The sequence below is a fragment of the Thauera sedimentorum genome (assembly GCF_014489115.1).
Classification (GTDB): domain Bacteria; phylum Pseudomonadota; class Gammaproteobacteria; order Burkholderiales; family Rhodocyclaceae; genus Pseudothauera; species Pseudothauera sedimentorum.
This window is the reverse complement of the sequence record NZ_JACTAH010000002.1, coordinates 39,971-61,937: the sequence shown is the minus strand read 5'-3', so window position 1 is coordinate 61,937 and position 21,967 is coordinate 39,971. Positions and strand designations below refer to the sequence as shown.

22 protein-coding genes and 2 riboswitches are annotated in these 21,967 nt (G+C 70.2%); of the genes, 10 read left to right on the top strand and 12 right to left on the bottom strand.

The window, feature by feature from the left end; all coding sequences use genetic code 11:
- Positions 1-2: 2 nt before the first annotated feature.
- The 6 genes from rfaD to cobU form a co-directional block, all read right to left on the bottom strand.
- Entirely contained in the window at positions 3-968 is a 966-nt protein-coding gene (gene rfaD, locus IAI53_RS10030; RefSeq protein WP_187718070.1) for an ADP-glyceromanno-heptose 6-epimerase, read from the bottom strand.
- 274 nt (positions 969-1,242) lie between these two features.
- Positions 1,243-2,193 (bottom strand): D-glycero-beta-D-manno-heptose-7-phosphate kinase, encoded by a 951-nt coding sequence (gene rfaE1 / locus IAI53_RS10025; RefSeq protein ID WP_187718069.1) that lies wholly within the window; start codon positions 2,191-2,193, stop codon positions 1,243-1,245.
- Positions 2,194-2,387: 194 nt separating this feature from the next.
- A complete protein-coding gene (gene cobC / locus IAI53_RS10020) occupies positions 2,388-2,939 on the bottom strand; it encodes an alpha-ribazole phosphatase family protein (RefSeq protein ID WP_187718068.1) in 552 nt (183 codons plus the stop codon).
- Positions 2,924-3,694: an adenosylcobinamide-GDP ribazoletransferase gene (locus IAI53_RS10015; RefSeq protein ID WP_187718067.1), complete on the bottom strand. Its 771-nt coding sequence runs from the start codon at positions 3,692-3,694 to the stop codon at positions 2,924-2,926. Before IAI53_RS10015 ends, cobC begins: the two co-directional genes overlap by 16 nt.
- Positions 3,695-3,704: 10 nt before the next feature.
- Positions 3,705-4,742, bottom strand: coding sequence for a nicotinate-nucleotide--dimethylbenzimidazole phosphoribosyltransferase (cobT, locus tag IAI53_RS10010; RefSeq protein WP_187718066.1), 1,038 nt, complete (start codon positions 4,740-4,742; stop codon positions 3,705-3,707).
- A gap of 162 nt (positions 4,743-4,904) precedes the next feature.
- The gene (gene cobU, locus IAI53_RS10005) at positions 4,905-5,456 is read right to left on the bottom strand and encodes a bifunctional adenosylcobinamide kinase/adenosylcobinamide-phosphate guanylyltransferase (protein ID WP_187718065.1); all 552 of its coding nucleotides are present in this window, start codon (positions 5,454-5,456) and stop codon (positions 4,905-4,907) included.
- A gap of 73 nt (positions 5,457-5,529) precedes the next feature.
- A riboswitch (cobalamin riboswitch) is annotated at positions 5,530-5,769 on the top strand.
- A gap of 125 nt (positions 5,770-5,894) precedes the next feature.
- Here cobU and IAI53_RS10000 point away from each other — a divergent pair.
- From IAI53_RS10000 to bluB (IAI53_RS09970), 7 genes are all read left to right on the top strand, one after another.
- Positions 5,895-7,703, top strand: coding sequence for a TonB-dependent receptor domain-containing protein (locus IAI53_RS10000; protein WP_187718064.1), 1,809 nt, complete (start codon positions 5,895-5,897; stop codon positions 7,701-7,703).
- 72 nt (positions 7,704-7,775) lie between these two features.
- Positions 7,776-8,729: a FecCD family ABC transporter permease gene (locus IAI53_RS09995; protein WP_187719388.1), complete on the top strand. Its 954-nt coding sequence runs from the start codon at positions 7,776-7,778 to the stop codon at positions 8,727-8,729.
- On the top strand, positions 8,726-9,505 hold the full coding sequence (locus IAI53_RS09990) for an ABC transporter ATP-binding protein (protein WP_187718063.1): 780 nt from the start codon (positions 8,726-8,728) through the stop codon (positions 9,503-9,505). Before IAI53_RS09995 ends, IAI53_RS09990 begins: the two co-directional genes overlap by 4 nt.
- Positions 9,506-9,509: 4 nt before the next feature.
- Complete coding sequence (locus IAI53_RS09985) at positions 9,510-10,319, top strand: ABC transporter substrate-binding protein (protein WP_187718062.1); 810 nt, start codon at positions 9,510-9,512, stop codon at positions 10,317-10,319.
- 54 nt (positions 10,320-10,373) lie between these two features.
- Positions 10,374-11,228, top strand: a complete 855-nt coding sequence (cobA, locus tag IAI53_RS09980; RefSeq protein WP_187718061.1) for a uroporphyrinogen-III C-methyltransferase — start codon at positions 10,374-10,376, stop codon at positions 11,226-11,228.
- On the top strand, positions 11,221-12,507 hold the full coding sequence (locus IAI53_RS09975; RefSeq protein WP_187718060.1) for a cobyrinic acid a,c-diamide synthase CobB: 1,287 nt from the start codon (positions 11,221-11,223) through the stop codon (positions 12,505-12,507). The genes cobA and IAI53_RS09975 overlap by 8 nt, the downstream gene beginning before the upstream one ends.
- Positions 12,506-12,699, top strand: a riboswitch (cobalamin riboswitch). It overlaps the preceding gene by 2 nt.
- A 155-nt stretch (positions 12,700-12,854) precedes the next feature.
- Entirely contained in the window at positions 12,855-13,613 is a 759-nt protein-coding gene (bluB, locus tag IAI53_RS09970) for a 5,6-dimethylbenzimidazole synthase (RefSeq protein ID WP_187718059.1), read from the top strand.
- 102 nt (positions 13,614-13,715) lie between these two features.
- Here bluB (IAI53_RS09970) and IAI53_RS09965 read toward each other — a convergent pair whose 3' ends face one another.
- The 3 genes from IAI53_RS09965 to IAI53_RS09955 form a co-directional block, all read right to left on the bottom strand.
- Positions 13,716-14,639, bottom strand: coding sequence for an alpha/beta fold hydrolase (locus IAI53_RS09965; RefSeq protein ID WP_187718058.1), 924 nt, complete (start codon positions 14,637-14,639; stop codon positions 13,716-13,718).
- An 18-nt stretch (positions 14,640-14,657) separates the two neighbouring features.
- Complete coding sequence (locus IAI53_RS09960; protein ID WP_187718057.1) at positions 14,658-15,254, bottom strand: TetR/AcrR family transcriptional regulator; 597 nt, start codon at positions 15,252-15,254, stop codon at positions 14,658-14,660.
- A 79-nt stretch (positions 15,255-15,333) separates the two neighbouring features.
- A complete protein-coding gene (locus tag IAI53_RS09955; RefSeq protein ID WP_187718056.1) occupies positions 15,334-16,632 on the bottom strand; it encodes an acetyl-CoA hydrolase/transferase family protein in 1,299 nt (432 codons plus the stop codon).
- 144 nt (positions 16,633-16,776) lie between these two features.
- Between IAI53_RS09955 and bluB (IAI53_RS09950) the strand changes: the two genes are divergently transcribed.
- The gene (bluB, locus tag IAI53_RS09950; protein ID WP_187718055.1) at positions 16,777-17,442 is read left to right on the top strand and encodes a 5,6-dimethylbenzimidazole synthase; all 666 of its coding nucleotides are present in this window, start codon (positions 16,777-16,779) and stop codon (positions 17,440-17,442) included.
- A 69-nt stretch (positions 17,443-17,511) separates the two neighbouring features.
- Here bluB (IAI53_RS09950) and IAI53_RS09945 read toward each other — a convergent pair whose 3' ends face one another.
- Entirely contained in the window at positions 17,512-17,790 is a 279-nt protein-coding gene (locus IAI53_RS09945; protein WP_187718054.1) for a ComEA family DNA-binding protein, read from the bottom strand.
- Positions 17,791-17,953: 163 nt separating this feature from the next.
- Between IAI53_RS09945 and IAI53_RS09940 the strand changes: the two genes are divergently transcribed.
- Positions 17,954-18,373 carry a DUF4395 family protein gene (locus IAI53_RS09940; protein WP_187718053.1) on the top strand — a complete coding sequence of 140 codons (420 nt, stop codon included), beginning with the start codon at positions 17,954-17,956 and terminating at the stop codon, positions 18,371-18,373.
- Positions 18,374-18,467: 94 nt separating this feature from the next.
- On the opposite strand, the gene IAI53_RS09935 is transcribed toward IAI53_RS09940, so the two are convergent.
- Together IAI53_RS09935 and IAI53_RS09930 are read right to left on the bottom strand one after the other, a co-directional pair.
- Positions 18,468-19,898 carry a DEAD/DEAH box helicase gene (locus IAI53_RS09935; protein ID WP_187718052.1) on the bottom strand — a complete coding sequence of 477 codons (1,431 nt, stop codon included), beginning with the start codon at positions 19,896-19,898 and terminating at the stop codon, positions 18,468-18,470.
- Between the two features lie 167 nt (positions 19,899-20,065).
- Positions 20,066-21,097 (bottom strand): MBL fold metallo-hydrolase, encoded by a 1,032-nt coding sequence (locus IAI53_RS09930; protein ID WP_187718051.1) that lies wholly within the window; start codon positions 21,095-21,097, stop codon positions 20,066-20,068.
- Between the two features lie 142 nt (positions 21,098-21,239).
- Between IAI53_RS09930 and ampD the strand changes: the two genes are divergently transcribed.
- Positions 21,240-21,812 carry a 1,6-anhydro-N-acetylmuramyl-L-alanine amidase AmpD gene (ampD, locus tag IAI53_RS09925; RefSeq protein WP_187718050.1) on the top strand — a complete coding sequence of 191 codons (573 nt, stop codon included), beginning with the start codon at positions 21,240-21,242 and terminating at the stop codon, positions 21,810-21,812.
- The last annotated feature ends 155 nt before the right edge of the window (positions 21,813-21,967 follow it).

The following is a 21,967-nucleotide window of genomic DNA, read 5'->3' as shown; positions in this document are numbered from 1 at the left end:
GCTCACAGCCCGCGCGCGGCCAGCCAGTCGAGGTAGCGCGGCACGCCGTCTTCCACCGGCATGAAGGGGCGGTCGTAGCCGGCCGCCTGCAGCGCGCCCATGTCGGCCTCGGTGAAGCTCTGGTAGCGGCCCTTGAGGTGGTCCGGGAAGGCGATGTAGTCGATGCCGCCGCCTTCGCGGTCCTGCTCGCGGTGCCAGCGGATGGCGGCGTGGGCAACGTCGTTGAAGCTCTGCGCGCGGCCGGTGCCGACGTTGAAGATGCCCGAGACCTGCGGGTTGTCGAGCAGCCACAGGTTCACCGCGACGACGTCGTCCACATGGATGAAATCGCGGCGCTGCTCGCCCGGGCCGTAGCCGTCGGAGCCCTCGAACAGGCGCACCCGGCCGGATTCGCGCAGCTGGCCGTTGAAGTGGTAGGCCACGCTGGCCATGCTGCCCTTGTGCTGCTCGCGCGGACCATAGACGTTGAAATAGCGCAGCCCGGCGACCTGCATCGGCAGCTTGCCCAGCTGCGGGCGCAGGTGGCAGTCGAAAAGGAACTTGGAGTAGGCGTACATGTTGAGCGGCTGTTCGTGCTCGCGCGCTTCGCGGAACACCGGGCCCATGCCGTACACCGAGGCCGAGGACGCGTAGATCAGCCGCGTCTTGTGCGCGGTGCACCAGGCCAGCAGGGCCTTGGTGTACTCGTAGTTCACGCTCATCACGAAGCGGCCGTCCCATTCGGTGGTGGACGAGCACGCGCCTTCATGGAACACCGCCTCGACCTTGCCGAAGGATTCGCCGGCCTTGATGCGGGCGAGGAAGTCGTCCTTGTCCATGTAGTCGGCGATGTCGGCGTCCGACAGGTTCAGGCACTTGCGCCCGTCGGAGAGGTCGTCGACCACCAGGATGTCGCGAATGCCGCGCGCATTGAGACCCTGAACGATGTTGCTGCCGATGAAGCCGGCGCCGCCGGTGACGATGATCATGCCTGTTCTCCGTTCGATTCTTGCGAGCTGCTGCAAATTGAGCGCCCAACCTTGATACAGCGACTCACCCTCCCCTTCAAGGGGAGGGCTGGGGTGGGGATGGGTTCGAACTAGGCGCGTGCATGCGCAACCCGAGTCCGAGGGTGACCCATCCCCCACCTGTCCGTCCGGGGCGGGCTTTGCACAGCCCGCCCGCTCTGCCGGCGCGAAGCGGTGCTTCGCGAAACCCCGGCCTCGCCCCCCTTGAAGGGGGAGGGACCTGCTAAGCCTGCGCCTAGGTCTCCGATAGCGCCGCCGCGCGCAGTTCTTCCATACTCACCGTTGCCGTCCCCAGCTTGCCCACCACCACGCCGGCGGCGAGGTTGGCCAGCGCAGTGGCGTCGGCCAGCGACAGCCCGCAGGCCAGGCCCGCGCCCAGCACCGCGACCACGGTGTCGCCCGCGCCGGTGACGTCGAACACGTCGCGTGCACGGGTGGGCAGGTCCAGCGGTGCCTGCCCGCGCTGCAGCAGCGTCATGCCGCGCTCCGAGCGGGTGACCAGCAGTGCTTCCAGGTCCAGCGCCTCGCGCAGCGCCTCGCCGCGTTCGCGCAGCGTGGCCTCAGATGCACAATGGCCGACCACCGCCTCGAATTCGCTCATGTTCGGGGTGATCACCGTGGCGCCGCAGTAGCGGCCGAAATCGGTGCCTTTCGGGTCGACCACCACTGCCACGCCCTGTTCGCGCGCCACCCGGATCAGGCTGCCGACCTGGGCCAGCGTGCCCTTGCCGTAGTCGGACAGCACCACCGCGCCGCCGCCCGGCAGCGCGCCCTCGAAGGCCTGCTCGATGCCGGCGGACTCGAGCACGGCGAAGTTGTCCTCGAAGTCCAGGCGGATCAGCTGCTGATGGCGGCTGATGATGCGCAGCTTGGTGATGGTGGGGTGCTGCGGCGCCTCCAGCAGGCGGCAGGCGACGCCACCGGCGTCCAGCTTTTCACGCAGCAGGCGCCCGGCCTCGTCGCGGCCGACCAGGCCGACCAGCTCGGCGCGCCCGCCCAGCGAGGCGGCGTTGAGCGCCACGTTGCCGGCGCCGCCGGCGCGGAATTCGTCGTTCTGTACGCGGACCACCGGCACCGGGGCCTCGGGCGAGATGCGGTCGGTGGAGCCGTGCCAGTAGCGGTCGAGCATCACGTCGCCGACCACGATGATGCGACCGGCGGAGAAATCGGGCAGGGGAGGCAGCATAAACAGCGCGGCAGCCAGCAGGATGGAAAGTCCGCGATTATCCCATGAAGGCGGGGAATATCGCTCGCACGGCGTGGCAGCGATGTGCATCGCGCTTGCGGGGCAATGCAGGAGCGGCCTTGGCCGCGATGCGCCCTTCGGGAAACCTCCGCCGCATCGCGGGCAAGCCCGCGCCTACCGGGGACAGGGCTGGCTCAGCGGTTGAACCACTTCAGCACCACGCCCCAGCTCTCCACGTCCAGCCGGGTTACATGGCCGCAGGCGAAATCCAGCCCCAGCCAGCGTTCGGCCGGCAGGCCGAGGAGGTGCCCGGCGATGACGCGCAGCGGGCCGCCGTGGGCGACCACCACCACGGCTTGCTGCGGGGCGGCGGCGATGAGGCCGTCGAGCCAGCGCAGCACGCGGGCGCTCATCTCGCGCGCCGATTCGCCACCCGGGGCGCGGAAACCCAGCGGGTCGCGCGACCATTCGTCGAGCGCGCTGCCCAGGGTGTCGAAGGGCTGGCCTTCCCACTCGCCGAAGTGGATCTCCTTGAGGCGCTCGTCCAGGCGCGGGGCGCCCAGCTCTTCGGCCAGCAGGCGGGCGCGTGCCAGCGGACTGGCGTGCAGCTCGTACGCCGCGGGCAGCAGCGGGCGCAGGCGTTCGGCCACCGCAGCGGCCGGTTCGGCCAGGCCGATGTCGCGCTGGCCGTAGCACACCCCGGGCGCGATGTCCGGCTTGGGGTGGCGGATCAGGTGTAGTTCCATGCTGCGAGAATTCCGAGATAGCAGGCGAGCTCGGTGCCTTGCTGGGCGGCGCCGAGCAGGTCGCCGGTGTAGCCGCCGAGGCGGCGCAGGAAGACGCGCGCCGCCCACAACGTGAGCGCGGCCACCGCGACCAGTGCGGCCGCCGCCTGAAGTGGAGCGAGAAGGGCGAGCGGGGCGAGGCCGAAGGCGGTGGCGGCGGCGAGCTCCGCCGGACGCAAGGCGCGCGCGAGCGGTTTCGATTTCGAGCTTTCGTCCTCGCGTACGTAGGGCAGCCAGTGGATCAGGCTGGTCGAGGCGAGGCGCGACAGCGGATGCGCGGCGAGCAGCGCGAGCGCTGCGGCGGCGTGGCCGTGCGCGGCCAGCTCCACCAGCGCCGCCGCCTTGGCGAGCAGCATCAGCACCACGCCCACGGTGCCGTAGCTGCCGATGCGCGAGTCCTTCATGATGGTGAGCACCTGCGCCTTGTCCCAGCCGCCGCCCAGCCCGTCGCAGGTGTCCGCCCAGCCGTCCTCGTGGAAGGCTCCGGTGAGGCGGATGGTGACGGCCATCGACAGGATCACCGCGAGCGAGGCCGGCAGCACCAGCGCGAAGGCGAGGAAGGCGCCCGCGCCCACCCCGCCGACCACCCAGCCGACCAGCGGGAAGTAGCGTGCCGCGTGGTTGAGGCGCTCCGGCGACCACGGCACCCAGGCGGGCACCGGGATGCGGGTGAAGAAGCCCAGGGCGGTGAAGAAGAGTTCGAGCTGGTAGCGCATGGCGGCCGGATCAGGCCTCGCGGTCGCTCACGCCGGCGGATGCGAAGCTCGCCATCTCGGCGAGGAAGTTCACCGCCGCCTGCACCAGCGGGAAGGCGAGCGCCGCGCCGGTGCCTTCGCCCAGGCGCAGGTCGAGGTCCATCAGCGGTTCGGCGCCCAGGTGGGCGAGCTGCACGCGGTGGCCGGCTTCCTGCGAGCGGTGGGCGAATACGCAGTAGGGCAGCAGCGCGGGCGAGATGGCGTGCGCGGCGAGCAGCGCGGCGGTGACGATGAAACCGTCGATCAGCAGCAGCATGCCGCGCTCGGCCGCGCCCAGCATGGCGCCGGCCATCATGGCGATCTCGAAGCCGCCGTACTCGGCGAGCACCTGTAGCGGGTCGCCCGGGCGGCCGCCGCGTGCCAGCGCGGTCTCCAGCAGCGCGCGCTTGCGGGCGAGGCCGGTGTCGTCCAGCCCGGTGCCGCGGCCGGTGACGGTGGCCAACGCCTCGCCGGTCAGGCAGTGGGTGATCAGCGAGGCGGCCGCGGTGTTGCCGATGCCCATCTCGCCGAAACCCACGCAGTTGCAGCCGTTGGTGGCCAGCGCGTGGGCCAGCTCGCGGCCGCGCGCGAGGGCGGTGCGCACGGTCTCGGCGTCCATCGCCGGCTGCTCGAGGTAGTTCACCGTGCCCGCGCCGAGCTTGGCGTCGATCAGGCCGGGGCGGCGGCCGAAATCGTGGTTAACCCCGGCGTCGATCACCGTCAGGCCCAGGCTCATCTGCCGGCAGAACACGTTGATCGCCGCGCCGCCGGCGAGAAAGTTCTCCACCATCTGCCAGGTGACGTCTTGCGGAAAGGCCGACACCCCGGCGCGCGCGGCGCCGTGGTCGCCGGCGAACACCATGATGTGCGGCTGGCGCAGCTCCGGCGCCTCGGTGCCCTGCACCAGCCCGATTTGCAGCGCCAGCGCCTCCAGGCGGCCGAGCGCGCCCGGCGGCTTGGTCTTCTGGTCGATGCGCTGCTGCAGGCGCGGGGCGAGCGCGGCGTCGGGCGTGGCGATGCGGAAGTCCATGGCGGGCGGGGTCTCGTGAGGGCGGTGGATGTCCGGGGGCGGCAAGGGTAGCACGGGGCGGGCGGGACCATCCTTGACGATGGTAGGGGCAACGGTAGGAGCGGGCTTGCCCGTGATGCTGCTTTCGTTCTCCGCACGCCGCAATCGCGGCCAAGGCCGCTCCTACCCGGGGGCCTTCAGCGTGAGCGGCAGCCCCGCGGCGACGAAGGTGACGGTGTCAGCTAGTTGCGCGACCTGCTGGTTGAGCCGTCCGGCCTCGTCGCGGAACAGTCGGCCGAGCGGGTGCTCGGGGACCAGGCCGAGGCCGACTTCGTTGGACACCAGCAGGATGTGGCCGGGCAGTTGCGGCAGGGTGGCGAGCAGGGCGTCGCGCTCCTCGGTGAAGTGCGGCAGCGCGCTGGCGTCCGCGCCGGGCGGCAGGTTTTCGGCACCGTCCAGCAGATTGGCCAGCCACAGGGTGAGGCAATCGACGACCAGGCAGCGCCCGGGAGCGGCTTCGCGCGACAGCGTCGCGGCCAGGGCGCGGGGGGTCTCGACGGTGCGCCAGGCTGACGGACGGTCGTTCTGGTGGCGGCGGATGCGGGCGACCATCTCCTCGTCCAGGGCTTGCGCGGTGGCGATGACGGTGACCGCCGCAGCGCTGGCCTGTGCGCGCGTTTCGGCGTGGCGGCTCTTGCCGGAGCGGGCGCCGCCGAGTATCAGTTCTATGCTCATGAAGGGGCGTGGCGCGTGATGTCGCGCTGCACAAGTGGTGACGAACGCGCTATTATCCGCCCCGCACCCGTTCAGGGTGCAACGCGTTTCAGGTGCCCCGCGGCGGTCCACGCCAAGGGGTTAAACGGGAAACAGGTGCGCGGCCCTCAGCCGCTATGCCTGTGCTGCCCCCGCAACGGTAAGTGAGCGCAAGGCGCATCAGACGGCCACTGGGTTGATCGAGACCCGGGAAGGCGATGCGCCGAGTCCGGACGGCAAGACCGCGCCGGCACAGTTCACGAGCCCGGATACCGGCCTCGAACGCACTGGCGGATGTGCCGCGGGGTGGCGGCGACGGGCGCGTTCCATATTGCTCTCGATACCCCTCGTGTGCGCATCGTTTCGACGATTGCCACGGCGTGCGGGGACGCCCGGCGTGGCACAGGGAGCATGACTCAAATGAAAATCCGTTATTCCGCGGTGGCCCTTGCGCTGGCCGCCGCGTTTCCGTGTTCTTCCGTGGCCTTGGCGAGCGCGGAGAAGACCGCCGATGCCGTAGTGGTGACCGCAACCCGCCAGGCGCAGCGCGCCGACGAAGTCCTGGCCAGCGTCGAGGTGATCGAGCGCGAGCAGATCGAGCGCGCCGGGCAGTCGACGCTGATCGACGTCCTGCGTGCGGTCCCCGGGGTACGCGTGGCCAGCAACGGCGGACCGGGCTCGAACTCCAGTTTCTTCATCCGCGGTACCGAGTCGCGCCACGTGCTGCTGCTGATCGACGGCGTGCGCGTCGGCTCGGCGACCAGCGGGCAGGCGACGCTGGAAGCCATTCCGCTGGCGATGATCGAGCGCATCGAAGTCCTGCGCGGCCCTGCCAGCGCGCTGTACGGCTCCGAGGCGATCGGCGGCGTGATCCAGGTGTTCACCCGCAAGGGCAGCAGCGGTTTTCATCCGCAGCTGTTCGCCGGATACGGCAGCGACGATACCCGGCAGGTGAATGCCTCGCTGGCCGGCGGCGTCGAACGCTTCCGCTACAGCCTGACCCTGGGGCAGGACCGCACGCGGGGCTTCGACGCCCGCAACGAGGGTATTCACGACACCGACCGGGACGGCTTCCGCAACGCCTTCGTGAGCGCCAATCTTGCGCTCGGCCTGCGCGAGCGCGACGAGATCGGCGTGAATCTCTACCAGTCGGATGGCCGCAACTGGTATGACACCAACCTGAGCTTCGACTCCTATCTCGACAAGCGTATCGATTCGGCCGGCGTCTATGCCATCAACCAGCTCTCCGAGGGCTGGCGGAGCACCCTGCGGGTGGCGCGCAGCCGCGACCGGCTCGACAACCGGGCCACGGTGGCGCGGCCGTCGGAGTTCTACACGACGCAGGATCAGTTCTCCTGGCAGCACGACATCGACCTGCCGCTGGGCGTGCTGATGGCGGCCTTCGACTACGTCAGGAGCAGGGTGGACGGCACGACGGCGTTCACCGTCGACGAGCGCACGGTCAAGGCCTGGTCGCTCGGCTGGTCGGCGAAGCTCGACGCCCACAACATCCAGGTCAACGTGCGGCGCGACGACAACTCGCAGTTCGGTGGCAAGACCACCGGCCTGCTGGCCTACGGCTACGACATCGACCAGGAGTGGAGCGTGCGCGGCAGCATCGCCACCGCCTTCAACGCGCCCACCTTCAACCAGCTCTACTGGCCGGATACCGGTTTCGGCGGCGGCAACCCCGACCTCAAGCCGGAGCGCGCGCTCAACCGCGAGATCGGCCTGCGCTGGGACGACGGCCGCCAGACGGTGGATGCGACCTACTACGACAACAAGGTGCGCGACCTGATCAGCGGCTGGCCGCCCGCCAACCTGAACGAGGCACGGCTCAAGGGCGTGGAGCTCGCCTACCGGGTGGAGCTGGGCAATCTCGGCGTCCAGGTTGGCGTGGACTGGCTCAGCGCGCATGACGAGGCCACCGGCAACCGTCTCGCGCGCAGGGCGAGCAACGCGGCCTTCCTGAAGGTGGATCACCGCATCGGCAACTGGTCCTACGGCGTGGACGTGAACGGCCAGGGCTATCGCTACGACGACGCGGGCAACACCAATCGCCTCGGCAGCTACGGTGTGGTCGATGCCTATGTACACTACCGCCTGGCTCAGGACTGGCGCGTGGAAATGCGGGCGAACAACATCTTCGACAAGCAGTACGAACTGGCCAAGGGTTACGCGACCCCCGGCGCCAGCTATTTCGTCGGCGTGCGCTACGCCCCGCGCTAAGCTAACGTGAGCGCCGCCCACCCGCATTCCTCGCATGCCGTCCCGTCCACGGGGCGGCGGCGTGCGTGGGCGGTGATCGCCGGACTGGCGCTGGCCGGCGTGCTGGCGCAAGTATGGGCGCTGGCCGCCGGCGAGCTGGACATCCCGGCCCTTGAAGTGCTCGGCGCGCTGTTCGGCGGCGGGCAGGGCATGGGCGCGGACGTGGTGCGCGAACTGCGCCTGCCGCGCGCGGTGGCGGTGTATGCCTGTGGCGGGCTGCTGGCGATGGCCGGTGCGCTGATGCAGGTGCTGCTGCGCAATCCGCTGGCCGACCCCTACGTGCTCGGCATTTCCGGCGGCGCGGCGGTCGGCGCCCTGGCGGCGATGCTGTTCGGTCTGGCGCCGCTGCTGGTCGACGGCGCCGCCTTCGGCGGGGCGCTGGCGGCCATGCTGCTGGTGTTCGGTCTGGCGCACGGCGACGGTTCATGGACCCAGACCCGCTTGCTGCTCACCGGGGTGATCGTCGCCGCCGGCTGCGGCGCGGCGGTCACGCTGATGCTTGCGCTGGCCCCCGATACCCGGGTGCAGTCCATGCTGTTCTGGCTGATGGGCGACGCCTCCGGCGCCACCCGCCCGTGGCCGGCGCTGGCGGTGATGGCCGCCGGCCTGCTCGCCGCGCTGCCCTTCGCCCGGGAGCTCAACCTGCTGGCGCGCGGCGAACTCGCGGCGCAGGCGCTCGGCGTGCAGGTGCGCCGCCTGCGCTACCTGCTCTACGTGCTCGCCTCGCTGCTCACCGCGGTGGCGGTGACCCTGGTCGGCTCGGTCGGCTTCGTCGGCCTGGTGGTGCCGCACCTGGTGCGCTTCGTCGTCGGCAACGACCAGCGTCTGCTGCTGCCCGCGGTGATGCTGGCCGGCGGCGCGCTGCTCACCCTTGCTGACACCGCCGCGCGTACCGTGATCGCGCCGCTGCAACTGCCGGTGGGGGTGCTGACCGCGCTGATCGGCGTGCCGGTCTTCCTCTTCCTGCTGGCGAGGCGTCAGCGATGACGCCGGCCGCCGCCCCCATGCTGGAAGCGGACCGCCTCGCGCTGCAGGTCGGCGAGCGCTGGCTGTGTTGCGAGTTCAGCCTTACGCTCAAGGGTGGCGAATGCCTGGTGCTGCTCGGCCCCAACGGCGCCGGCAAGACCACCCTGCTGCATACCCTGGCGGGCCTGCGCGAACCGTCCGTGGGCAGCGTGCTGCTCGGCGGCCTGCCGTATGCCGCCTGGCGTGCCACCGAGGCCGCGCGCTTCCGCGGACTGCTGGCGCAGCAGCAGCCGGACCATTTCTCCTCCACCGTGCTGGAGACCGTGCTGGTCGGGCGACACCCCTACCTCGGGCGCTGGGGCTGGGAAGGGCCGGAGGACGAGCGCATTGCGCGCGCGGCGCTGGCCGACGTGGGGCTGGCCGACATGGCCGGGCGCGACATCCTCACCCTGTCGGGCGGCGAGCGCCAGCGCGTGGCGGTGGCCGCGCTGCTGGCCCAGGCGCCGCAGTTGCTGCTGCTCGACGAGCCCACCAACCACCTCGACCTGCATTACCAGATCGCGGTGCTCGACCTGATCCGCGGGCTGGCGGACGCCGGACGCGGCGTGGTCATGGTGCTGCACGACATCAACCTGGCGGCGCGCTACGCCGACCAGATCATCCTGCTCGACGGCCGTGGCGGCGTGCGCGCCGGGGCGCGCGACGAGGTGCTGCAGGCGGCGCTGCTGAGCGAAGCCTTCGGCCATCCGCTGCGCCGGCATGTGCTCGACGGGCGGGTCAACTTCATTCCCGACTGAACCCATGAAAACTCTCACCACGCTGTTCCGTACCCTTGTTGCCGGCCTGCTGCTGGCCGCCTCCAGCGCTGTCCTGGCCGGCGACTGCCCGCGCATCGTCAGCCAGTCGCCCTATCTGAGCGCCGCGCTCGACTGGCTGGGGCGCGGCCATTGCATCGTCGGCGTGTCGCGCTACGACACGCTCGATCTGCCGCGCACCGGCGGGGTGAAGGACCCGGACGTCGACGCCATCGAACTGCTCGCCCCGGATCTGCTGGTGGCGTCCGAAGGCACGGACGCGGCCGCCCTGCAGGACGCGCTGCCGGCCGGCGCCCGGCTGCTGCGGGTGAACGGCTTCGCCTCGCTGGCCGACGCCGAGGCGATGCTCGCCGAACTGGGGCACGCCAGCGGCGTGCCCGACGTCGATGCCCGGGTAGCCGCCTTCCGCCGCGACTGGCAGGCCGCCGCCGCACGGGTGGGCGGCAAGGGGCGGCGCGTGCTGGTGCTGTCGGCGTGCAGCGCGATGCCGTATTCCTTCGGCCGCGCCCACTTCGTCGGCGACGTGTTCGCGCATGCCGGCTTCGAGCTGGTGGAGAGCGCGCCGCGCATCCGCCACATCCGCCCCGGCGAGGAGTACGAGGATCTGCTCACCGCGGTCGACCGGCTGCAGCCGGACGTGGTGTTCTCGCTCGACCGCACCGATGCCCAGCAATGCAACGCCCTGCTCGGCCTGCTGCCGGTGCCGGTGATCCACCTCGTCGGGGAGAATTTCTTCCAGCCGGGCGCGCGCGTGCTGGCCGGGCTGGCGGAACTGGCCGACAAGGCGGGCCGATAGGCGCTATGTTGACAGCGAAACCATGTCCCTGGTCCCGCCACACCGAGAGCAAGCATGTCCCTGCCTGAACTTGCCAGCGCCCGTCCGGGGCCGCAACCCGGTCATGTCTACCTGGTCGGCGCCGGCCCCGGCGACCCGGAGTTGCTCACCCTGCGCGGCGCGCGCCTGGTGGCCGGTGCCGAGGTGGTGGTGTACGACAATCTGGTCAGTCCGCTCATCGTCGAGCTCGCGCCCGCTGCGGCCGCGCGCATCTACGTCGGCAAGAAGGCCGCCGACCACACCCTGCCGCAGGACGAGATCAACGCCCTGCTGGTGCGTCATGCGCGCGCCGGGCGGCGGGTGGTGCGGCTGAAGGGCGGCGACCCCTTCATCTTCGGGCGCGGCGGTGAGGAGATGGAGACGCTGATGGCCGCGGGGATCACCGTGGAGGTGGTGCCCGGCGTGACTGCGGCGGCGGGCATCGCCGCCTACGCCGGCATCCCGCTCACCCACCGCGACCATGCGCAGTCGGTGGTGTTCGCCACCGGCTTCCTCAAGGACGGCGCGCTGGAGCTGGACTGGCCGATGCTCGCCCGCCCCAATCAGACCCTGGTGATCTACATGGGCATCTCGCGCCTGGGCGAGATCTGCGCCCGCCTGGTCGAACACGGCCTGCCGGCGAGCACGCCGGCAGGCGTCATCGAGCGCGGCACCACCGCACAGCAGCGCGTGGCGGTGGCTACGCTGGCCGACCTGGCCGGGCAGGTCGCGCGGGCCGGCATCCGTCCGCCCGCGCTCACCGTAGTGGGCGGGGTGGTGGGCCTGTACCCGCGCCTGGCCTGGTTCCAGCCGGACGCGGGCGAGCCGCCGGCACACCCGCCGCACGCCGGCTGCAGCGCCATCCACCGCGGGGAGGCCGCCGATGACTGAACGCTGCCCGGCGCTCTTCGTCGCCGCTCCCGCCTCCGGCCAGGGCAAGACCACGGTCACCGCCGCGCTCGCCCGCCTGCACGCCCGCCAGGGGCGGCGGGTGCGGGTGTTCAAGTGCGGCCCGGACTTCCTCGACCCGCAGATCCACGCGGTGGCCAGCGGCGCACCGGTGTACAACCTGGATCTGGGCATGTGCGGCGAACAGGATGCCGCCTGGCGGCTGCACGCCGCGGCGCGCGAGGCCGACCTGATCCTGGTCGAAGGCGTCATGGGCCTGTACGACGGCGGACCCTCGGGAGCCGACATCGCCCAGCGCTTCGGCATCCCGGTGATGGCGGTGATCGACGCCAGCGCGATGGCGCAGACCTTCGGCGCGGTGGCCTACGGGCTGGCGCATTACCGGCCCGGCCTGCCGTTCTCCGGCGTACTTGCCAACCGGGTGGGCAGCGCGCGCCACGCCGACATGCTGCGCGCGGCGCTGCCGGACGGCATGCGCTGGTACGGCGCGGTGCCGCGCGAAGCCGGCGCGGCCCTGCCCGAGCGCCATCTCGGCCTGCTGCAGGCCGCCGAGATCGCCGATCTGGCCGAGCGCCTGGACCGCATGGCCGACGCGCTGGCCGCCACCGGCGCGGGCGAACTGCCGCCGCCGGTCGACTTCGCCCCGGTGGCCGCGCCCGCGCCGGCGCCGCTGCTCGCCGGGCGCACCGTGGCAGTGGCGCGCGATGCGGCCTACGGCTTCATCTACCCGGCCAACCTCGACACGCTCACCGCGCTCGGCGCGCGTCTGGCCTTCTTCTCGCCGCTGGCCGGCGAGCGCCTGCCGGAATGCGATGCGGTCTGGCTGCCCGGCGGCTATCCGGAACTGCACGGTGAGCGTCTGGCCGCGAATACCGGCTTCTGGACCGACCTGCGCGCGCATGTGGACGCCGGCAAGCCCTTGCTGGCCGAGTGCGGCGGCATGATGAGCCTGTTCGATGCGGTGGTGGACAAGGCCGGCGTGACGCATGCCTTCGGCGGCCTGCTGCCCGGCCGCGCGGTGATGCAGCCGCGTTTGGCGGCGCTCGGCATGCAGGAGGCCGAACTGCCGGAAGGCCGCCTGACCGGTCACACCTTCCATTACTCCAAGACCGAGACAGCGCTCGCGCCGCTCTGCCGCGCGCAGCGCCCGGACGGCGGCGAGGGCGAGGCGATCTACCGCCGCGGCCGGCTCACCGCCTCCTACGTGCATTTCTATTTCCCGTCCGCGCCGGAGGTGGCCGCCCGCCTGCTGACGAACTGATCTTTCACCGTTTCGAGGTGCCCGCGCATGACGCGCGGGAGAATCGGGAAGGCGGTGCGATTCCGCCACGTGCCCAGCGCCGTGTTGGGGACCGTCCGGGCAAGCGCAAGCAGCCACTGGCCGAACAGGCCGGGAAGGCGTCCGGACGGGACGAACCTCAGTCGGAAGACCGGCCTCGAGACGCGACCCGCAGCGGCGTGGAAAGCCGCTGTCCACGTGGACTGTCCGAACGGATTGTCCACCGCGCGTAGGAGCGGGCTTGCCCGCGATAGGGTGGTTCCGGATGCAAATGAAGCCGCATCGCGGGCAAGCCCGCTCCTACCGCTGCTCTTACCAAGGGGACTACGATGAGCAGCCCATTGCAGCAGATCCAGACCCATCCCGCCTTCGACGACGCCGAGCGCGCCGCGGTGTACCGGGCCATCTTCACCCGCCGTGACGTGCGCGGCGAGTTCCTCCCCGACCCGGTGCCGGACGAGGTGCTGGCGCGCATCCTCGCCGCCGCCCACCATGCGCCCTCGGTCGGCTTCATGCAGCCGTGGGACTTCGTCGTGGTGCGTTCGCCCGAGGTCAAACGGCGGGTGCATGCGGCCTTCACGGAGGCGCACGCGGAAGCCGCCCTGATGTTCGAGGGCGAGCAGCGCACCACCTACCGCAAGCTCAAGCTCGAAGGCATCCTCGAAGCACCGGTGAACCTGTGCCTGACCTGCGACCGCGAACGCCACGGTCCGGTGGTGGTGGGGCGCACCCACATCAAGACCATGGATCTGTACAGCACGGTGTGCGCGGTGCAGAACCTGTGGCTCGCCGCGCGCGCCGAAGGTCTGGGGGTGGGCTGGGTGAGCATCTTCCACCAGCGCGCGCTGCGCGAGGCGCTCGGCATCCCCGCCGGCATCACCCCGGTGGCCTACCTGTGCATCGGCCACGTCAGCCACTTCTACCGCAAGCCAGAACTGGAAGCTGCCGGCTGGCTGCCGCGCCTGCCGATCGAGCAGCTGCTGCACTTCGACCGCTGGCAGGGCGCGGCGGGCGAAGCGGACGAGGCGCTGGTCGACGCGGTGCGCGACACGCAGGCGGTACTTGCCGCGGGCGGGCCGCTGGGCTGAAGCGGAGGGCGTGTGTCGTAGGAGCGGCCTTGGCCGCGATGCGGCGGCGGTTTCCTTGCCGGCCGCATCGTGGGCAAGCCCGCTCCTGCCCTGTGCGCCCGCTCAGTAGAGCGGTGCCGGCTCCGGCAGGCGTGGCAGTTCGGCGGGCAGGGCGTGCTCCTGTCCGCCGATGAAGGCCGCTGCGGCGCTTACCACGCCGTGGTCGCGCAGGATGCGGTGATGGCCCAGGTCCCAGGTTCGGATCAGGCGGGCTGTGGGCATGCGCGCGGTGAGGCGCTGGCTGTGCTCGAAGGGGACGTCCGGGTCGGCCGCATCATGTACGAAGAGCGCCGGGATGCGCACCTGCGCCAGTTCCTCGCTGCGGTCGATCTCGGCGAAACGCAGGCCGTAGCGGCGCTCCAGGCGCTCGCGCATGGCCTCGCGCACCCGTGCACTGATGCCGAGCAGACGGGCGAAGTGGTGGGCGTATTCGTTCATCGATGCGGGCGGGGCGACGAACACCGCGCGCTCCAGCACCAGGCCGCGGCGCAGTGCGAGCGCCAGCACGCCAGCGCCCAGCGAGTGGCCGACCGCCGCGCTGAACGGTCCATGGGTGCGCACCACCGCTTCGAGGGCGCGCAGCATGTCCGGTAGCGCCACCGCGCCGCCGCCGCTGGCGCCGTGGCCCGGCTGGTCGTACCACACCACACGATGGCCGCGGGCGAGCAGCGGCTCGACGAAGCTGCCCATCTGCACCGCGCGCCCGCCCCAGCCGTGCGCCAGCAGCACGGCCGGCGCGTCGGCCGGACCGGCCTGCCATACCGCGATCTCGCGTCCATCGGCGCTCACCGTGTCACGCCGCGCGGCGACCGTCACGCTGCGACGCCCGGCATAGCGCGGCGGGCGGGTGAACAGACGCTCGGCCTGTCGTACCGCGAGACCCGGGAGGAGGCGGGAGAGGGTGCCGAAATAGGCGCGCAGCAGGGCATGCAGGGAAGTGTTCAGCACGACCGTGCTATTTCTGGGCGAGGCGAAAGCGGTGCTCATGGTGGTACTCCGGGCAGCTCAGGGGGTGGGTGAAGCCGCGGCAATCAGCCGTGCGAAGGCCGCGCGCGCGTGCGCGGCCGCGGTGTCGCGGTGCATCAGCCGCTTCTGGTGGTAGTAGGCGAAGACGATGCCGAGCAGATCGAAGACGATCTGACCGACGTCGAGGTCGGCGCGCAGGTGGCCTTCGCCGATGGCCAGTTCGACCGCACGGGCCATGGACTGCTCGAGCCGCGTGTAGTGGCCGACCACCGCGTCGTGCATCGGGCCGGGCTTGTCGTCGAATTCCACCGCCGCGGCTTGCATCGGACAGCCATGCGCCAGCCCGCTGCGCACCGTCCATTCCAGCCAGTTGTCGAACAGCGCGCGCAGCCGCGGCAGGCCGCGCGGCTGGCTGAGGGCGGGGACGAACACCGCTTCGGCGAAGCGCTCGGCGGCCAGTCCGACCGCCGCGACCTGCAGGTCCTCGCGCGAGCCGAAGTGGGCGAACAGGCCGCTCTTGGACAGACCGCAGCGTTCGGCCAGCGAGCCGATGGTGAGCGACTCGAAGCCGGCAGCGCTCGCCTGGGCGAGCGCGGCTTCGAGGATCGCATTGCGGGTGTGTTCGCCTTTGTTCATGGCTGAAAAATACGAACGGTCGTGCTAAATGTCAAGCTTGCCGTTCGGCGGCCCGAGCCCGGGCCGCCGAATTGCCGGCTCAGAGCAGCTGCAGTTGCCGTGCGGCCTGGCGCAGTTCGCCGCGGAAGTCCGGATGGGCGATGCCGATCAAGGCCTCGGCGCGCTGCTTGGCGGTCTTGCCGCGCAACTGGGCCACGCCGTATTCGGTGACCACGTAGTTGATGTCGTTCTTGCTGGTGGTCACGTGGGTGCCGGGGGTGAGCGTGGGCACGATGCGCGAGATGCTGTTGGCCTTGGCGGTGGACGGCAGCACGATGAAGGCCTTGCCGTCGCGCGAGCGGTTGGCGGCGCGCACGAAATCCACCTGGCCGCCCGTGCCGGAGTAGGGCTGCGGACCCAGGCTCTCCGAGCCGCACTGGCCGAGCAGGTCGATCTGCAAGGTAGCGTTGATCGCGCACAGCTTGTCGTTGCGCGCCGCGATGTATGGGTCGTTGGTGAACTCGACCGGGTGCATCTCCAGCATCGGGTTGCGATGCAGGAAGCGGTACAGGCGGCGCGAGCCGAGCGCGAAGGTGGCGACCATCTTGCCGGGCATGAAGGTTTTGCGCCGGTTGGTGACCGCGCCGGCCTCGACCAGGGAGAGGATGCCGTCGCCGATCATCTCGGTGTGGATGCCGAGGTCGTGCTTGTGCTTGAGCTGCATGACCACCGCGTCCGGAATGCCGCCGTAGCCGATCTGCAGCGTGGCGCCGTCGTCGATCATGTCGGCGACGTACTGGCCGATCGCCTCCTGCACCGCGCCGATGGCCGGCAGGCCGACTTCGAAGAGCTCGTCGGCGCTCTCCACCAGCGCGGCGACCTGGGAGACGTGCACATGGCAGTCGCCGTTGGCGAAGGGTACATTGGGGTTCACTTCCAGCACCACCGCGCGCGCGCGGCGCACCGCGGCCATGGTGTAGTCGGGCGCCAGCGAGAGCGCGAAGTAGCCGTGCTCGTCCATCGGCGAGGCCATGCTGAACACCACGTCCGCCGGGCTCAGGCCGCGGTCGATCAGCATCGGCAGCTCGGAGAAGTAGGCCGGGATGAAATCGACCCAGCCTTCCTGGCCGCCGGCGCGGGTGGCGCCGCCGAAGAAGTAGGCGTCGTGGCGCACATGCTCGCGGGTGGCCGGATCGAGGTAGTCGAAGCGGCGCAGCGGGAGGATCTGGCTCACCGCCACGCCGCGCAGCTCGTGCCGGCGGGCGGACAGGGCGGCGAGCAGGGCCGGCGGCTCGCCGACCCCGGTAGGCACCACGACGGTGTCGCCGTCGCGCACCAGCGCGGCGGCCTCGGTGGCGGACATGAGTTTGTTGCGATACTGCGTTGCTGCGTCCTGCATGCTGTTTCCCTCTTGCTCGTATGGATGCTTGTTTTTGTGCAGGCGCGATTATCTCCGTACGGGAGCGTATGGAAAAGCGGTTTGGCCGTCGTGTGAGCCTGGGGCACAATCCGCCGTCGCTGAATCCCGATAGGAGTCGATGCCGTGTCCAGCCCCGAAGCAGTCGCCGCGCAGCCGTTCACCGAAGCAGAACGCGAGGCGGTCTATCGTGCGATTGCCGAGCGTCGCGACATGCGCCATTTCCTGCCGGACCCGGTCGCACCCGAGGTGCTGCAGCGCCTGCTGTGGGCGGCGCACCATGCGCCGAGCGTTGGCTACATGCAGCCCTGGCGTTTCATCCGCATCACCGACAGGGCCTTGCGCGGGGCGATGCACGCCCTGGTCGAGGAGGAGCGCCGGGCCACCGCGCGGGCGCTCGGTGAGCGCGAGGACGAGTTCATGCGGCTGAAGGTGGAGGGCGTGCTGGACGCCGGCGAGGTGCTGGTGGTGGCACTGGCCGACGGGCGCGAGCGCCACGTGTTCGGGCGCCGCACCCTGCCGGAGATGGATCTGGCTTCGGTGGCCTGCGCGATCGAGAACATGTGGCTGGCGGCGCGGGCGGAGGGGCTGGGGCTCGGCTGGGTGTCGATCTTCGATCCGCTCAAGCTGGCCGGGCTGCTGGCCATGCCGGAGGGTGCCAAGCCGGTGGCCATCCTGTGTGTCGGCCATGTGGCGGCCTATTATCCGCGGCCGATGCTGGAGATCGAGCGTTGGGCCGAGCGCATGCCGATGGCCGAGGTGCTGGGCGAGAACGCCTGGCCGGGCGCATAGAACGCAATACGGCCGGCGAAACCCGGGCGCGTTGCCGCGGATTCCGCCGGCCGTCGCTGGCGCCTCGCCTTACTTGGCCGCGGCGCGCGTACCCACGGTGATCTGGCTGCCCAACTGGGCGACCGTCTTGTCGCCGATGCCCGGCACCTTGGCGAGATCGGCGGCACTGGAGAAGTTGCCGTGCTGCTTGCGGTAATCGACGATGGCCTTTGCCTTGGCCGGGCCGATCCCCTTGAGTTGCTCCAGCGTCGCGGCGTCCGCCGTGTTGATGTTGACCGGGCCGCTGGCCAGGGCCAGACCCGGGCCGAGCGCGAGCGCGAGGACAAGCATGCGAAGGAAACGCTTCATGGTGGTGTCTCCGGTGTGAATGACATCCGGATTGTTGGTGTCGACAATGACATTGTCAACTTCCATTTGTCATTCTTCGGCCAGTCCATGAATCGTGACAGTGGACTTGAAAACATAAGAAAACGCTTATATATTCGCGACCTCTCCATCGAGGACTCCGAACATGCTGCGTTTCGATATCGCGCCGGTGTGCGCCAATGCATACCGCCTTCAGGCAGCGGTCACCTTTGCGGTGAGTGCGGCCTATCTGTTCACCCCTTATCGCTGGCTGGCGCTGGTGCTGGCCCTCGGCGGGCTGCTGCGCGGCTTCGTGTCGCCGCACAAGTGCATGTCCTACAAGCTCTTTGCCACGCTCACCGCGAAGCTGGGCAAGGGCAAGCAGGTCAACGCGGGGGCCAAGATGTTTGCCGACAAACTGGTGGCGATAGCCGGTGCGGTGATGGTGGCGAGCTGGCTGCTCGACTCGCCGGTCGGCATGATCCCGGCGGCCGTGCTGCTGGTGTTCTCGTTCATCGACCTGAGCATCGGCTTCTGCGCGGCGTGCTGGGCCTACGCGCTGTGGTACCGGCTGCGCGCGGCCTGATCCTTGCCTGAAGGGCCGCCCCTTCCCTCGAAGCGGCCCGCTGTTCGAGGCGACCGTCCCTTGCGGGACCGGTCGCCTCTTTTTTTGCCGGCGTTCAGCGGCTGCCGTTGCCCGGCTTGGCGGCGAACAGGGCGGCGCGTTGCTGCGGGCGGCGGTTGCCGTCGCGCCGTGCGTCGTCCTGGCGGGCGGCAGCCCGGGGGGCTTCCGTGGCGGTCTGCGTGCGCTGCTTGTTGCGCGGCGGGTTGCCGTGAGCTTCCGCCCGCGGTGCCGGCCGGCCGCTGTCGGCGGCGTGGCGCGGGCGCTTGTGCTCCTGGCGTCCGCGTGGCGCATTGCGCGGCGGACGTTCCTCATTCACCTCGACATCGGTGCCCGGCGCGCTCGGCACGAAGCCCTGCGGCACCGCGCGGTCGATCTTGCGCTTGATCAGGCGCTCGATGGCGACGAGCAGCTTCATCTCCTCGCTGTCCACCAGCGACACCGCGGCGCCGCTGGCACCGGCGCGGCCGGTGCGGCCGATGCGGTGCACATAGTCTTCCGGCACGTTGGGCAGCTCGAAGTTCACCACCTGCGGGAGCTGGTCGATGTCCAGGCCGCGCGCGGCGATGTCGGTGGCGACCAGTACCGGCAGGGAGCCGTCCTTGAACTCGGACAGCGCACGGGTGCGCGCCGACTGGCTCTTGTTGCCGTGGATGGCGGCGGCCGGGATGCCGTGCTTGCCGAGGTATTCGGCCAGCTTGTTGGCGCCGTGCTTGGTGCGGGTGAACACCAGCACCTGCTCCCAGGCGTTCTGCTTGATCAGCCAGGCCAGCAGCTCGCGCTTCTGCTTCTGGCCGATGGCATACACCGACTGGTCGACCAACTCGGAAGCGGTGTTGCGGCGGGCGACTTCGACGCAGCCCGGGTTGTGCAGCAGGCCATTGGCCAGCTGGCGGATCTCGTCCGAGAAGGTGGCCGAGAACAGCAGGTTCTGACGCTGCTTGGGCAGCAGGGCGAGCACCTTGCGGATGTCGCGGATGAAGCCCATGTCCAGCATGCGGTCGGCCTCGTCCAGCACCAGGATCTCGACGCCGGACAGGTCCAGCGTCTTCTGCCCGACGTGGTCGAGGAGCCGCCCCGGGGTGGCGACCAGGATGTCCACGCGCTTCCTCAGCGCGGCGATCTGCGGGTTGATGCCCACGCCACCGAACATGACCATGGAGGTCAGCGGCAGGTGCTTGCCGTAGGTCTGCACCGATTCCTCGACCTGGGCGGCGAGTTCGCGCGTCGGGGTGAGGATCAGGCAGCGCGGCCGGCCGGCGGCGCGCGGATGCACGTGCTCGGCGGAGAGGCGGTGGAGTACTGGCAGCGTGAAGCCGGCGGTCTTGCCGGTGCCGGTCTGCGCCGCGGCGAGCAGGTCGCCGCCGGCGATCACCAGCGGGATGGCCTGGGCCTGGATGGGGGTGGGGGTGGTGTAGCCGGCTTCCGAAATGGCGCGCAGCAGGGGTTCGGCCAGCCCGAGGCTGGCGAAGTCGTTTTGATTCGTCATGTAAGGGAAAAGCTCCAGCGACGGCCTGTCGCGCGCATCGGGCGACACCAATCACGGCTGGCGGGGCAAGGGCCGGCAAGGGGGAGGGCGCCGGCCAGGGTCTAGAGGTTTTGCAGCCGCAGCGATTGGTGGCTGCGGGCAAGCGGGCGATTGTACGGCAATCGCGCCTAGAACGCTTCCTTTTCCGCTTCCAGGTAGGCCAGGCTCACGTACTTGCCGATGTTGCCGTCGAAGCCGGCCGTGTCGGCCGCCTTGCCCGCCACGCGGGGATCCTTGACGACCATCTCGCGCGCGGCGTCCATCGGCAGGCCTTCCTCGACCGCCTGCACGCAGTTCTCCCAAATGCCGGCGAACAGCTCGCGGTTCCAGTCGAGTACGCCCGGCCCGGCATGGCCGTGACCCGGCACCCAGATCGCCGACCGTGCATTGGCTTCCAGCGCGTCGTAGGTGCGGAAGGTGCCGGGGTAGGAACCGTCGTCCATGTTGGCGATCCGCCGGTCCATGGCCACGTCGCCGACATAGGTGAGGTTGTCCTCGACCACCTGCAGGCAGATGTCGCCGGGGGTGTGGGCCACGCCGTAGTGATGAACGCGGAGGGTGACATCGCCGAAATCGAACTCGGCGCCGTGCTCGACCGTGCGATTGGGCGCGACGATGCGCGTGCCGGCGGTGGCCTGGTTGGTCCACCGTTCCATCAGGCTGCGCCACAGGTTGCCCTGCACGCCGGCAATCTCGCGTGCGGTGTGTGGATGGGCATGGATGGGCAGGTCGGCACCGTAGGCGTCCACGAAGGCGTGGTTGGCCAGCCAGTGATCGCCGTGATAGTGCGAGTTGAAGATCGCCACCACCGGCTTGTCGGTGAGCTTGCGGATCTGGCGGATGACCATCTCACCGATCTGCAGGGAACCGCCCGGATCGAGCATCACCACGCCCTTGCGGGTAATGGCGAAGGTGACGTTGCACATCATTCCCTGGTTCTCGGGGGTGGGAAAGCCGTCCCGGGACCAGATCATCCACACATGCTCGGAGAGCTGCTGCGGCGCGATGTCGGGTACCGCAGGGCCCTTGATGAAGTGCTCCATGTCGTCGGCAAAGGCCTGCACCGCCGGCCAGGTCGCGCCGACGGCTGCCATGGCGGAGCCGCCCAGGCTGGCGGCGAGCAGGCGGCGGCGGGTGGGATCGACGGGGCGGGCGGGCATGCGGGGCTCCGGGCAAGGCAGGGTTAGGAAGTGGAATATTATCGAAAACTGATGCGTCGCGCCGCTGGGTGTGGGGTGGCCGGCGCGTCATAATCGCGTTTTCCTTGGGGGCTGGCGGATGAAGCGGAAGAGGGCAGGGGCGATGCGCATCGTCGATGGCTGGGTGAAAGGCGCGCGCAAGCTGCCTTCGCCCAACTGCGACGAACGGCCCGAGGGCGTGCCGGTGGACCTCGTCGTGGTGCACGCGATCAGCCTGCCGCCGGAGCAGTTCGGTGGGCCGGGCATCGAGCAGCTGTTCACCAACTGCCTGGACCCGGCCGCGCATCCCTACTACGCGGAGATCCATGCGCTGCGCGTTTCCGCCCATTTCCTCATCCGCCGCGACGGCGAGCTGGTGCAGTTCGTGCCGGTGACCCGGCGGGCCTGGCACGCCGGCGTGTCGTGCTGGGACGGCCGCGAGCGCTGCAACGATTTTTCAATCGGGATCGAACTGGAGGGCAGCGACACGCAGCCCTTCGAGCCGGCGCAGTACCGCCGCCTCGCGGAGCTCATCGCCCTGCTGCGGGCCGAGTTTCCGCTGGCCGGGGTGGCCGGGCACGCGGACATCGCACCGGGGCGCAAGACCGACCCCGGCCCGTTCTTCGACTGGGCGCGGCTGCGCGGCCTGCTCCCGGGCGAGAGCGGCCTGTTTGACAAAAACCAAAGGAATCAATAGTATTCGGCGTTCGCTGCATTGCAGCAAATGTTGTTTCGACGCTTTTTCAGGTGCGGCGCCGGGTCTGGCTCAAAGCCGGGCAGGGCGCATCCATGGGCCGCTCGCACCGCGGGGCACGCTGTCTGGTTGCGGCAGCGCGCTTGAACAACGACTGG